Origin of the sequence: Streptococcus pantholopis, assembly GCF_001642085.1 — a bacterium.
Taxonomy (GTDB): Bacteria; Bacillota; Bacilli; order Lactobacillales; family Streptococcaceae; genus Streptococcus; species Streptococcus pantholopis.
The window spans coordinates 1,931,755-1,944,414 of record NZ_CP014699.1 but is presented as its reverse complement, the minus strand read 5'-3'; the positions used below and the strand labels follow the sequence as shown (position 1 = coordinate 1,944,414).

Genomic DNA, 12,660 nt, shown 5'->3' with positions numbered 1-12,660 from the left:
GTCATTAAAATATTTCAGGAGGGAAATTTAATGAAAATAAATGTTATTGTAATTCCTCATGCAGGAGGAATGGCTTCAACATATTATAAGTTTAAAAAATATAATAAAGAGCTATTTAATTTTCACTTTGTTGAATTATCTGGAAGGGGAAAAAGAGTTCATGAACAATTATATTATTCTTTTGCTGAGGCTGTAGATGATATATATGAACAAGTAAAAGAAATTATTCATGAGGGACCTTATATCCTATTTGGTCATAGTATGGGAAGTTGGTTAACTTATGAATTATACTATCGTATTCTTGAAGAAGAGGCGCCTTTTCCAATTCACATATTCTTCTCAGGTAATCGTTCACCTTTTACCAAACAAGAATTAAGTGTTATTAACTTAGATGATGATGAGTTTATTGGGTATATTATAAAAAATCATGAAGCAACTAAAAAAATTTTTGAAGTTAAAAAATTAAGAAAATTATTTTTGCCTATACTACGGTCTGATTATACAATAATGGAGAAATATGAGCCACTAATGGGTAGAGAAAAAATTAAAGTTAATATTTCTGTTCTAGGTGGAGAGCTAGATCCATTGTTAGATAGGGGCTTCTACGATTGGAAAGAACTTACTTTGGGAAATTGTGATTATGTAAAATATGATGGTAAACATTTTTATATTTTTAATAAATTTCAAGAAGTTAGTGATTATATGAGCCAAACGATAAAAAAATTATATGAATTAGTCTGATGATATAAGATATGAAAATCAATTAATTATATTTCAAATTGTTAATTTATTTCTTTGAGTTTAAGAAGTTGACTAATTAGAAATTCTTAAAAGGGGGACATTTTTATGTCAGAACGTAAACTTTTCACGTCTGAATCAGTATCTGAAGGACATCCCGATAAGATTGCCGATCAGATTTCAGACGCTATTTTAGATGCTATCTTAGCACAGGACCCTGATGCCCATGTGGCTGCTGAAACGGTTGTTTATACAGGGTCGGTTCATGTTTTTGGTGAAATTTCTACCAAAGCTTATGTGGACATTAATCGTATAGTTCGTGATACCATTGCTGAGATTGGTTATACAGATACCGATTATGGCTTTTCAGCTGAAACAGTTGGAGTGCATCCGTCATTGGTAGAACAGTCTCCGGACATTGCTCAGGGAGTCAATGAAGCGCTTGAGGTACGTGGTCATGATGAGCAAGACTCACTTGATTTGATTGGTGCTGGAGACCAAGGGCTCATGTTCGGTTTTGCCGTTGATGAGACACCGGAACTCATGCCTCTGCCGATTTCTTTGGCGCATCGCTTGGTTAGAAAATTAGCAGAACTGAGAAAGTCAGGTGAAATTGCCTATCTGCGGCCTGATGCCAAGAGTCAGGTGACAGTTGAGTATGATGAAAATAACAAACCTGTCCGTGTGGACACTGTTGTTATCTCTACGCAGCATGATCCAGAAGCGAGCAATGAAGACATTCACAGAGATGCCATTGACAAGGTTATTAAGGCTGTTATCCCCGCTGAATATCTTGATGATAAAACCAAGTATCTCATCAATCCGACAGGTCGTTTTGTGATCGGGGGTCCTCAAGGGGATTCTGGTTTGACAGGGCGTAAGATTATCGTGGATACTTATGGCGGCTATGCCCGTCACGGCGGCGGAGCCTTTTCCGGAAAGGATGCTACGAAAGTTGATCGTTCAGCCTCTTATGCGGCGCGCTACATCGCTAAAAATATTGTGGCTGCGGGTCTTGCCAAGAAGGCAGAAGTACAGTTGGCTTATGCTATTGGTGTGGCTCAGCCTGTTTCTGTTCGTGTGGATACTTTTGGAACTGGAGAGGTAGCTGAAAGCCGGCTAGAAGAAGCTGTGCGTCAGATTTTTGACTTGCGTCCAGCAGGGATTATCAAAATGCTTAATCTGAAGCAACCTATTTATCGGCAAATTGCCACTTATGGACATATGGGGCGGCTAGACATAGAACTTCCGTGGGAAAAGTTGGATAAAGTCAATGAATTAAAGATATTTCTGCAAACCTAATGCTTTTTATTTGTAACATTAGTTGATATAAAACTATTATGGCATATATAGGTGAGTTTTTCTACTAAATTTTAGGTATCTGTATCTAACTTGACTGAATATACTTTTTGTCAGTATATTCGCAAGCTATCTCATGCCTACTATAAATAAGATTAAGTAGTACATAGTGTAAATATTAGTGTACGATTTGTTTATATTTATAGAGCTGACTTTGGAGAGATTCTAACTGCTGTGAATCAAGCTATTAATTATATCTATCCCAGCCGTGAAAGTCGTATTAGACATTCTGCTTCCATAACAAAATTAAACTAAGATGTAAATTAGAATAATTTTTAAATCAATTATTTAAAAGGAGAAATATGGTAAGTAGCATTATTAGTGCGCGTTTTATTTTAGAAGTTGTAACAATACTAGGCTTGGTTGGCGGACTTTTCACCAAAAAAGTTTGGGGTGTCAAATTTATTTTTTCTGTTTTAGGAATTGTAATTGCTGTTATTTGGAGCCGTTATGGGGCTCCAAAGTCACCAGATGTGTTGACAGGATTACCTAGATTAGGACTGGGACTGTCAGTTTTTGGCTCTGGCGCTGTCGGTGCTTTTGTTCTATACGGGAAAAATATTGCTTGGTTTTATACAGCAATTGTGGTTATTGACCTTATAGGCTTGTATGCCTTAGGCTTAAATTAATTTTTATTTCTGAGCTGATAAATAGCCATAAGTTAAGGGGATTACAAAATAAATTAAATGGAGAATTTATATGAAGAGTTATTGTAAACAAGGCAAAATGCAAAAGTTTTTTTGGAAAATTTCTATGACAGCTGCAGCTGTTTGTACTCTGTTAACCCTAGGGCTGACAACTGCAAATGCAGATGATAGCCTGTTTTCTGCAGACACACAAACGGTTGATTACGACAGAGCGGCAGTTGAGGAAATGCCAATTATTCAAGACAATACGGAAGAAGGATTGCCGGATTCTAGTGCAGACGAAAACAGTGAACCCATTTCTCCTGCACATTCCGTGGTTTCCACTAGCAATCCAGAAGAAGCATCTGAAAGGAATGAGCAGACAGAAGAATTTGCTTCGAGTAACACAGTTCTTGATACATCAGAAGCAGGAGCTGCCCCAGTTAATGAAGAAATTGAGCCGAAGGGAGATTCGAGTCAGGAAGAATTACCGGATGAAGCAGCTGTTTTTAACGAAAAAGATTCAGACTTAGAGGAGAAAAGGACTGATATTAAGGAGGTTTTAGCTGAGCAGCCCTCCAGCATCTCCACTCTTGATGCTGCTGCTTTAACTTATGCATTTGAAAAGGCTCGTTTAAAAGGGGCAACGGATGATACCATTTTAGAAGAGATTCAAAAAAATGGGCAAGTTATTCCTCCTCATTTGATTTATCTCAGTGATTTTTATGATGAAAAAACGGGAACCAGTGGGACAGCTTTTAAAGACGTATTCACTGATAAAGTCCTTATTGCTTATACTGGTACTAACATTGATGGCAATGATCTTCAGGATGCATTGGGAGCAGATCTTATGGGGATTGGCCTAGCTCGAGGACAACACTATCAGCCGGCCTATGATTTTTATGATAAAATTGCTAATCAATATGGTGCTGAAATTATTGTCATTACGGGGCATTCCCTAGGAGGTAATATTGCTCAGCGTGTTGCTTTGAAAAAGAATGCCTCTGAGACGGTTGTTTACAATGCTGCTCCGCTCTACATTCCAGCTATTGCCTATCTAGGTAATAAAATTTATGATTCTCTGCAGAAGCGATTCGATTTACCTTCAAATAAGGCAGAAGCAAAACAGACCATTAGTGATATCAAAAATGAACTGAAGACCTTTACGGGGAAAGTAATTAGAATCACGACTCAAAAGGATTGGCTAAATAATGCTATGCGGCCTTTAGGTGCTGTTTATCTGGGCAAAGAATATATTATCCCTAATTCTGGTAAACACGATTTAAAAAGTATTGCTAACGATGCTAAACAGATTGCCAGCATAAAAACATGGGTTAGTGTTTAACAGAGAAAATGATTAATTATTATTGTGATCTGACCTGAGATGCAATGTTTATCAAGTGACTGTACAGTATAGCACAGTTGATAGATGTATCCAAAAAATAGTGACTTGTTTCGTATGAAGTTATCAGAAACAAGTAGATAAAATAAAAAAAACAGAGAGGAGAGAGTCATATGTCTTTTACAATGTGACTTCTTATTATCACTGCGACTTTAGGTGCGGTTTCTGCATCCAGTGACGATTGACGTAAAAAATCACATAAACATAAAAACAAAAAATAACAATCTTATACTTAATGATTTGGATGCGATAGGTTTGTAAAAATTAGTGATTATAAGGCGATGAATTACTTTCCTGATCTATCCCAATAAATACCTCAAAATCTCTCTAAAGTTTCAGACTTGCAAAAAGCAAGCAGCCTTTAGGCTGTTTGCTTTTTAAGGTTAAAAAATGGAGAAAAGTCTGTTAACGGGTTGAGTGAAGACTTAGGGGATATTTGCCCTGAGTGCTAGTCTGTGTTTGCTGTCATAAGATTTAATCCTAAAATACGACTTTCGTTTTGCTTTAGCTCTCTGCAGACTTTTCCTGAAACATGATAGTTTCTTGATAATTATCCTATATACTATAGTTACAGAAGGAGACCTGTTATTTAGAAAGGAGAGGTTGCTGTTATGGAAGATATCATTCTTGAAACGAAAGCATTAAGTAAACATTTCTCTGGAGAACCGGCTGTGGATGGGATTTCGCTGCAAATCAAAAGAAAGAGTATTTACGGTTTGCTTGGTCCAAATGGAGCAGGCAAATCCACCACTTTGAAATTGATCTTGGGGCTGCTTCGCCCGACAAAAGGGGAGATCTTTTTTGATGGGGAGCCGTGGAAGCGGGAGCATCTTTCTAAAATAGGTTCTCTGGTTGAGGAACCTGCCTTGTATGGAAACCTAACTGCCGAGGAAAATCTACTGGTCCATACCAAGTTATTAGGCCTGCCAAAGGAGAAAATTTATGAAGTTTTAGACACCATAAATTTGAAAGATACTGGCAGTAAGCAAGCTTGGCAGTTTTCACGTGGGATGAAAGAGCGGCTTGGAATCGCTGTTGCTCTGCTAAACGATCCTTCTTTACTCATTTTGGATGAGCCGACCAATGGGCTCGATCCAATGGGGATTCAGGAATTTCGCGAATGGATTGCTGCTTTCCCTGAAAAAGGCGTAACCGTTATTTTGTCCAGTCATATATTGTCTGAAGTAGAGCAGATTGTTGATGAAATAGGCATTATCAATAAGGGGAAACTGATGTTTCAGGGGATACCTAACCGTAATGAGGACTTGGAGGCATTCTTTATGAAAGTTATCAAGGGGGACATTCACAAATGAAAGGTGTACAGTCTGAACTGTTGAAATACAGAAGGACGTTTATAAAGAAATTAGCGGTGCTGCTTCCTCTTTTATTTGTCCTGCAGGCGGTGCCCAGTATTTGGCTTATGCCTAAGGATGTTGTGCGAGGCTGGGAACATGTTGATACGATGGTATTTAATATCTGGACAACTGCATTTCTGCCTCTTGGTATCGCATTATTTACTTATTTGGCTGATTTACAGGAGCGGAAATCAGGAGGCTATCGCAGTTTACGGGCACATGCTTACTTTCCAGCTAATATTTGGGTCAGTAAAGTGATTGTTATCGCTTTAATGACTCTTATCGCTGCAGCTATCCTTTTTGCAGCAACGATTCTTTCCGGTCTTATTACGGTAACAGATGGGAAATGGGCTATTCCGTGGGCAACGATTCTGCTAGCCAGTCTGTTTGCATGGGTTACATCGCTGGCGATTATTCCAATTCAGCTTTGGGTTGCAACTCGACAAGGCTTATTTGCCAGCATGGGCTTAGGTTTTTTTGGCTTTATAGCGGGAGTTTTTATTGCAGACAAGGCTTACTGGTTTGTCTTTCCATGGAGCTGGGCCCCTCGGATGATGTGTCCGCTTCTGCAGTTAAATCCTAACGGTGTTATGCTGGAGGCAGGGGATCCTCTGCTGGACACCTCAGTCCTGCCTCTTGGGCTTGTTCTGTCTATTGCTGCATTTGTCATCTTTACAGGAATTACTGCATTGTGGTTTCAAAGGAGGGAATTAAAATGATTGCTATATTATCGTCAGAATGGGTAAAAACAAAGCGAACAGCGATTCGTTGGCTGATTGTTCTTGTTCCTGTTCTTTTTTCACTGGCGACAACAGCTTATTTTTCACTGAGTGAAGAAATTGATGAAATTGCTGTATTTCAGGGCTTTTTTACGGCATGGTGTGCCTTTCTTGCTCCGCTTGCTGTTGCTGTCCTAGCTGCATTTGTTGTACAGGAGGAAGAGCTTGCTGGGCATTTCTTAGGTTATCTCAGCGCGAGTGTTCCTCGAAATTCTCTCTACTTTGGTAAGTTTCTAATGCTAGTTTTTTGTAATATGGTCAGTACGGTCCTTGCTTTGGCTGTATTTTATATAGGGATGACTATTGCTTCACCAGGAACTGTGAACGGTTGGGTTCTGTTTCTATTTGCTGTGATTCTTGCATTTTTTGGGACTTTGCCGCTTCTGGCAATTCATTTATGGCTAAGTTTTATATGGGGGACAGGAGCTTCTGTCAGTTTAGGAATGTGTGGCCTTGTTTTAGCTATTCTTATGGGAATAACTGAGCTGGGTGACGATGTTTGGCTGTTTATCCCTTGGACTTGGCCATACCGGCTGGCAAAGCTACCAGAAAACTATCTGGGGTTTACGGCAAAAATGTTTGTACCGCCAGCAGAAATATCATCAGGGCTTGTTGTGCGGCAGTTAATGGCTGGGACCTTGGCTGTTATTATCTGTCTTATTATTTTCTGTGCTGGTGGAATAATCTGGTTTAACAGATGGGAGGGAAGAAAGCGTTATGATTAAAAGCATTTTTAGATTCATTGATGCTTTTCCTTTTGCTGTACCGGTGCGGTGCCGCCTGAATATTTCTGTGGGAATGGGGTCACTTTGACAGCCGGAAGGCAAAAACTCAAGTATGAATTTTCAAATCAGGCTGTTTATACATCCAGCAGCTATTCATGCGCCTTTCTATAAAGTGTTTCTGCTGTTAGTATTTTTGAAAGAACAGAGGCTGTCTGGCTTATTATAGCTGGAATCGAATGCTTTATAGGGGCATAACTTTTCCTATTTGATGTTTGATTTTTATCGCTATCTAGATGGCGATTATTTGGCAGCAAGTGTCGACAAGCTTGACTTATGCAGCTGATTGGCATAATCTGTAAGTGATAGCAGTAAAAGGAGCTGGTAAAGAGTGAGCAAAATTCTGATTATTGACGATGAAAAAGACTTGGTTATGCTCTTGCAGGACGAACTTGAAGCGCTGGGTCACAACGTTTTAGTAGCATATAATGGGATGGATGGTCTTGCGCTTGCAAAAAAACAGCCAGAACTTATTATTCTTGATATTATGATGCCGGGGATGGACGGTTTTGAAGTTTGCCGGAGAATACGTGATGAAGTGCTGTGTCCGATTTTGTTTCTCAGTGCAAAGCAGGCAGAAAGTGATAAAATCCGTGCTCTGACTCTTGGGGGAGACGATTATATATCAAAGCCATTCGGACTGAGGGAGCTTTTGACAAGGATAGAAGCCAATCTTCGGCGTGAAGAGCGTTCGCAATACATCAATGCAGAGAAAAAGCGGACAGTGCTGCACTTTAATGAATTGAGTATTGACTTACCGGGTCATAGCGTGAAAGCAAATGGCAGGGCGCTCTCCCTGTCCAAACGGGAGTATGATATTGTCGAACTTTTAGCCCTTCATGCTGGACAGGTTTTTTCCAGAGAACACATTTATGAAAGAATCTGGGGGTATGATTCTGATGGGGATTCCTACACCGTTGTCGAACATATCCGGAAAATACGAAAAAAAATTGCCTCAGTATCCCCTGATGTAGAGTATATTTCTACAGTATGGGGAATAGGCTATAAATGGAACCGGCCGTAGGAGGTGGGTATGAAAAAAGAGTCTCTTGTTGCTGATTTTCGTATGACAATCACACAGATTGCTGCCGCAACTATTGCAGCAACACTGATAACATGGGGGTTAGCTGCTGCCCTGTTTTTGCTGGAACAGAACAGGACTATTTATCCTGCCAATTATTATGAACGGCAGATTCCTGCCATTGACCGGTATGTTAGAAGAGAAAATATTAATTTACTGTCAAAGGAAAAGAAAACAGGGCTAAAGCCCGTCATCAAAGGTGCCGGTATCACCTATCAAGTTGTCGATGGCAACGCTTCTGTTCTCTATGGAACAAATACCGATCCGATATTTTCTTCAGAAACAGACATGATAAATCATCTGAATACAACAAGTATTTACAAGAGAACCAATACTTATTTGCATGTTATTCCTATAGTCAGTCAGAAGGGACAAATAAAAGGAGCTGTTGCTCTTATTTATCGGGTGAAAATGACCTCTGCAGACAGCGGGGGACAATGGGTCTTGGGGCTGATTGCAGCAGCCCTGTTTTCTCCTGTAGTCTATATAGTTCTTTTTACGATGCTGTTCTCAAAGCTGTTTATCAAACGTATCAATCGCCCTCTGCAGCTTTTAAAGGAAGCCGCTGAGAAGATAAAAAATAAGGATTTGAATTTTGAAATCAGCTACTATTCGGAAAATGAGCTAGGGAGACTGTGTACTGCTTTTTCAGAAATGCAGCAGGAATTAAAAGCTTCTCTTTCGGCTCAGTGGGAAATGGAACAGGGACGTGTAGAAATGGTGGAGGCATTGGCACATGACTTAAAAACTCCTATTTCTATTGTTCTAGCTTATACAGAATCTCTGATGGACGGCGGATACACAGACTCAAAGCGGATATGCCGGTATTTGTCTGTTATTGAGGAAAACGCTAAAAAATGCAGCCATCTTGTTCAGCAAATAGAAGAAACTTCTGAGTCAGTACAGATTGAAAATGAGCTGAATCTGGTATCAACAGATTTACATGATTTCCTAGCAAAGAAAGTGAAAGGCTATGAATTACAAGCAAGGGAGAAGGATATCTCAATAGTATTGTGCGATACTGACTGCTTACACCATTCATATCTTCTTGACACTGATAAACTGGAACGTATTTTTGATAATATCGTATCCAATAGCCTGCGCTATACCCCTGCGAAAGGAAAAATCTTCATTTCTGTCCTTGCTGATCAAGCAACAATAAGGTATCAGATATGTGACACAGGCTGCGGATTTAGCAAAAAGGATTTAGTGCACGCAACGGAACGCTTTTATAGAGGTGATGGATCTAGAAACAGCAGGGGCAGCCATTCTGGTCTTGGACTGCACACAGTAAAACAGCTGGTTCATCAGCTTGGCGGAGATATTGAACTGTCAAACGGAAAAGCTGGGGGCGCCTGCCTACAATTCAGCCAGAAAAATTTTGGAAATCGTTTGAAGAGAGCCTGTCACCATGGAGAATAGGACAGGTGCAGCTGCTTTTTCATCGTTTGCGCTGGGCGTAGTCGACAAAACGGAATTTATCCAATTTGTGGCGGCTGTCTGTGAATTGGAATTGTCGGCCGTCTCTCAGGTATCCTTTGGACTTAACGGAGACGACATGGTGTTCTGAGCCGATATCCAGCAAGAGCTTATCTCGGTCAGTAATCTGGTCAATCGTAATTTCTTTTTTTGTATAGGCAATATCCAGTAGGAGCTGTTTTTCCAGATAGTGATAGATAGAATAGGCAGCAGCTGTTCGGCTGATTTCAGGGACAATTGTTTTGCTGAGATAATCAATATCTAAGATAGAAGCGACATCATCAACAATACGCTGGCGGATTAGGCGCCAAACGAGACTGTTGCGCTTAAAACCGGTCAAAAGGGCGAGTTTTTCATCAACAATCAGTTTATCAATAGCAATCAGATTCGTCCGGGAATTGATGGCTAATCGCTCGACTAATTCTTGATAGCTGGTCAGCGCTGAGACAGGAAAATTAATCGGTTCATGCTTGATAATCTGCGAGCCTGAGCCGTGTTTTTTTTTGATTAAGCCGTTTTCAGCTAAAAGTGCCAGTGCTTTGCGGATGGTATCACGGCTGACGCTATGCGCGGCAGCCAGTTCGGCTTCGCTGGGGAGATAGTCGCCAATCGCATAAGAGCCTTTTAGAATGTCAGCTTCCAGCTGCTGATAAATCTGTTCGTATTTTTTCATTAATTGCTTTCCTTTGCTAAGTTGTTTTGAAATAAGCAGACAAGTCACTTTATTTTAACAAAAAAAGGGGCAAATGACTCCAAACGACTTGCAGACAAATTTGCAATCGATTACAATCAAGTTATAAATCACATGTGCATAGGATTTCAAAAAGAAAATAGGTGGTTGGGAAACACTGAGATGATGCCTAGATCCGTCACTCATCTTGAAAGTGTCTCTCTTTAGGGAGGTGACAGGGAGTTAACTTATTTTCGGTGATGTTGTTTGCAGTACTGGGGGCATAAGCTGCTAGGCAGTTCGTTCCCGCTTCTCACATTTTAATAAGGAGGGCTAGTTGTTCTAGCGAGTTATTATGGGAAAATTTGAAAAAGAGGCCCGCGATTTGCTGTCAGCAATCGGGGGGAAAGAGAATGTTTCAGCAGTGACGCATTGTGCGACTCGGATGCGTTTTGTTTTAAATGATGAAAGCAAGGCTGATGTTCAGGCGATTGAAGCGATTCCTGCTGTCAAGGGAACATTTACAAATGCCGGGCAGTTTCAGGTCATTATCGGTAATGATGTTCCGATTTTTTATAATGATTTTAGCGCTGTATCCGGCATTGAAGGGGTATCTAAAGAGGCGGCTAAATCTGCTGCAGCAGGCAAGCAAAACCCTGTCCAGCGTGCAGTAGCCATGCTGGCTGAGATTTTCACGCCGATTATTCCTGCCATCATCGTCGGAGGTCTGATTCTGGGCTTCCGAAATATTCTTGAAGGTGTGGCTTGGTCAGCTCTGGATGGCAAAAGCATTGTTGAAGTATCGCAGTTCTGGAGCGGCGTCAATAGCTTTCTTTGGCTGCCGGGTGAAGCAATCTTCCATTATCTTCCGGTCGGTATTACCTGGTCTGTTTCTCGTAAAATGGGGACATCACAGATTTTGGGAATCGTTCTTGGGATCTGTCTGATTTCACCCAATCAGCTGCTCAATGCCTATAATGTAGCCAGCACACCGGCTGCAGAAATTGCTAAGGACTGGGTTTGGGATTTTGGTTTTTTCACGGTTAACAAAATTGGCTACCAAGCTCAGGTTATTCCTGCTCTTCTTGCCGGCTTGTCTCTGGCCTACCTGGAGCGCTTCTGGCGTAAAGTCATTCCAGAAGTTGTCTCGATGATTTTTGTGCCTTTCCTCTCTCTGCTTCCCGCTTTGATTCTGGCTCATACGGTTTTAGGGCCAGTCGGCTGGGTTATCGGACAGTGGATTTCTACGATTGTTCTTGCTGGCTTGACCGGTTCCTTCAAATGGCTGTTCGGTGCCATTTTCGGTACACTGTATGCACCGCTGGTAATTACTGGGCTCCATCACATGACTAATGCCATTGATACACAGCTGATTGCTGACAGCGGCGGTACGGTACTGTGGCCAATGATTGCTCTTTCCAATATTGCTCAAGGCTCAGCTGTTTTAGCTTATTACTGGATGAACCGTCACGATGAGCGTGAGGCACAGATTGCTTTGCCGGCAAGTATCTCTGCTTATCTTGGTGTTACAGAGCCAGCACTCTTTGGGGTTAATCTGAAGTATGTTTATCCTTTTATAGCCGGAATGATTGGCTCTGGTATTGCAGGTCTTCTATCAACAACATTCAATGTGACAGCTAACGCTATCGGTGTCGGGGGACTTCCGGGGATTCTTTCCATTCAGGCACGTTATATGGGGATCTTTGCTCTGCTGATGCTGGTTGCGATTGTTGTTCCGTTTGCCTTAACGCTCTTTTTCCGCAAAGCAGGCTTTTTTACTAAAACAGAAGACCAAACGGTCAAGGCACCTCAGGCAGAGGCGCTGGCTCAGGCTGCAGAAGCGGAGTCTCCTAAAGGGACACTGATTACCATTCAAAGTCCTCTGGCAGGTCAGGCTAAAGTTTTGGCTGAAGCAACGGACCCTGTTTTTGCCCAAGGTGTTATGGGGCAGGGTGTTGTTATTGAGCCCAGCGAGGGTGAGCTGATAGCTCCGGTAGACGGCGAGATATCCGTTCTGTTTCCGACCAAACATGCAGTCGGTTTAGTGACAGCCCAAGGGCTGGAGCTGTTAATCCATATCGGTATGGATACGGTCAATTTGGAAGGACAAGGTTTTACAGCTCATGTTAAACAGGGTGACAGCGTTCAAGCCGGCGACAGACTGATTAGTTTTGATATCAAACAGCTTAAAGAAGCAGGCTATGTTGTTGAAACACCTGTTATTGTCACCAATCAGAATGATTTTCAGGCTGATGCAGCTCTTGATTTGCCGCAAACAGTCAAGAGGGGCGATGATTTGCTGACAGCTACTAAAATTTAAGCATCAAGCCACGGATTAAGAGTCCACTGATTAAGTAAAGAAGACGGACAAAACAGATTTACCGAGGAT

The 12,660-nt window shown here is 41.2% G+C and carries 11 protein-coding genes; 10 read left to right on the top strand and 1 reads right to left on the bottom strand.

Annotated elements, in window-relative coordinates; all coding sequences use genetic code 11:
• The first annotated feature begins 30 nt into the window (after positions 1 to 30).
• The 9 genes from A0O21_RS08990 to A0O21_RS08950 all read left to right on the top strand — a co-directional run bounded on the left by A0O21_RS08990 (position 31) and on the right by A0O21_RS08950 (position 9,544).
• The gene (locus A0O21_RS08990; protein ID WP_067064435.1) at positions 31 to 741 is read left to right on the top strand and encodes a thioesterase II family protein; all 711 of its coding nucleotides are present in this window, start codon (positions 31 to 33) and stop codon (positions 739 to 741) included.
• A 105-nt stretch (positions 742 to 846) separates the two neighbouring features.
• Entirely contained in the window at positions 847 to 2,040 is a 1,194-nt protein-coding gene (metK, locus tag A0O21_RS08985; protein WP_067064433.1) for a methionine adenosyltransferase, read from the top strand.
• A 359-nt stretch (positions 2,041 to 2,399) separates the two neighbouring features.
• Positions 2,400 to 2,726: a DUF2568 domain-containing protein gene (locus tag A0O21_RS08980; RefSeq protein WP_067064431.1), complete on the top strand. Its 327-nt coding sequence runs from the start codon at positions 2,400 to 2,402 to the stop codon at positions 2,724 to 2,726.
• A gap of 70 nt (positions 2,727 to 2,796) precedes the next feature.
• Complete coding sequence (locus A0O21_RS08975) at positions 2,797 to 4,068, top strand: YqiA/YcfP family alpha/beta fold hydrolase (RefSeq protein ID WP_067064429.1); 1,272 nt, start codon at positions 2,797 to 2,799, stop codon at positions 4,066 to 4,068.
• A 668-nt stretch (positions 4,069 to 4,736) separates the two neighbouring features.
• Entirely contained in the window at positions 4,737 to 5,438 is a 702-nt protein-coding gene (locus A0O21_RS08970) for a lantibiotic protection ABC transporter ATP-binding protein (protein WP_067064427.1), read from the top strand.
• Positions 5,435 to 6,199 carry a lantibiotic immunity ABC transporter MutE/EpiE family permease subunit gene (locus A0O21_RS08965; protein WP_067064425.1) on the top strand — a complete coding sequence of 255 codons (765 nt, stop codon included), beginning with the start codon at positions 5,435 to 5,437 and terminating at the stop codon, positions 6,197 to 6,199. The genes A0O21_RS08970 and A0O21_RS08965 overlap by 4 nt, the downstream gene beginning before the upstream one ends.
• Positions 6,196 to 6,984: a lantibiotic immunity ABC transporter MutG family permease subunit gene (locus A0O21_RS08960; protein ID WP_067064423.1), complete on the top strand. Its 789-nt coding sequence runs from the start codon at positions 6,196 to 6,198 to the stop codon at positions 6,982 to 6,984. The genes A0O21_RS08965 and A0O21_RS08960 overlap by 4 nt, the downstream gene beginning before the upstream one ends.
• Positions 6,985 to 7,372: 388 nt before the next feature.
• The gene (locus tag A0O21_RS08955) at positions 7,373 to 8,065 is read left to right on the top strand and encodes a response regulator transcription factor (RefSeq protein ID WP_067064421.1); all 693 of its coding nucleotides are present in this window, start codon (positions 7,373 to 7,375) and stop codon (positions 8,063 to 8,065) included.
• Positions 8,066 to 8,074: 9 nt separating this feature from the next.
• Positions 8,075 to 9,544, top strand: a complete 1,470-nt coding sequence (locus A0O21_RS08950; RefSeq protein ID WP_067064419.1) for a sensor histidine kinase — start codon at positions 8,075 to 8,077, stop codon at positions 9,542 to 9,544.
• Positions 9,545 to 9,563: 19 nt separating this feature from the next.
• On the opposite strand, the gene treR is transcribed toward A0O21_RS08950, so the two are convergent.
• Positions 9,564 to 10,274: a trehalose operon repressor gene (treR, locus tag A0O21_RS08945; protein WP_067064417.1), complete on the bottom strand. Its 711-nt coding sequence runs from the start codon at positions 10,272 to 10,274 to the stop codon at positions 9,564 to 9,566.
• Between the two features lie 352 nt (positions 10,275 to 10,626).
• Here treR and treP point away from each other — a divergent pair, with 352 nt between their 5' ends.
• The gene (gene treP / locus A0O21_RS08940; protein WP_067064415.1) at positions 10,627 to 12,591 is read left to right on the top strand and encodes a PTS system trehalose-specific EIIBC component; all 1,965 of its coding nucleotides are present in this window, start codon (positions 10,627 to 10,629) and stop codon (positions 12,589 to 12,591) included.
• The last annotated feature ends 69 nt before the right edge of the window (positions 12,592 to 12,660 follow it).

Coding starts and splice junctions, on each gene's coding strand:
- A0O21_RS08990 (WP_067064435.1), top strand. CDS start 31: ATGAAAATAAATGTTATTGTAATTCCTCATGCAGGAGGAATGGCTTCA.
- metK (WP_067064433.1), top strand. CDS start 847: ATGTCAGAACGTAAACTTTTCACGTCTGAATCAGTATCTGAAGGACAT.
- A0O21_RS08980 (WP_067064431.1), top strand. CDS start 2,400: ATGGTAAGTAGCATTATTAGTGCGCGTTTTATTTTAGAAGTTGTAACA.
- A0O21_RS08975 (WP_067064429.1), top strand. CDS start 2,797: ATGAAGAGTTATTGTAAACAAGGCAAAATGCAAAAGTTTTTTTGGAAA.
- A0O21_RS08970 (WP_067064427.1), top strand. CDS start 4,737: ATGGAAGATATCATTCTTGAAACGAAAGCATTAAGTAAACATTTCTCT.
- A0O21_RS08965 (WP_067064425.1), top strand. CDS start 5,435: ATGAAAGGTGTACAGTCTGAACTGTTGAAATACAGAAGGACGTTTATA.
- A0O21_RS08960 (WP_067064423.1), top strand. CDS start 6,196: ATGATTGCTATATTATCGTCAGAATGGGTAAAAACAAAGCGAACAGCG.
- A0O21_RS08950 (WP_067064419.1), top strand. CDS start 8,075: ATGAAAAAAGAGTCTCTTGTTGCTGATTTTCGTATGACAATCACACAG.
- treR (WP_067064417.1), bottom strand. CDS start 10,274: ATGAAAAAATACGAACAGATTTATCAGCAGCTGGAAGCTGACATTCTA.
- treP (WP_067064415.1), top strand. CDS start 10,627: ATGGGAAAATTTGAAAAAGAGGCCCGCGATTTGCTGTCAGCAATCGGG.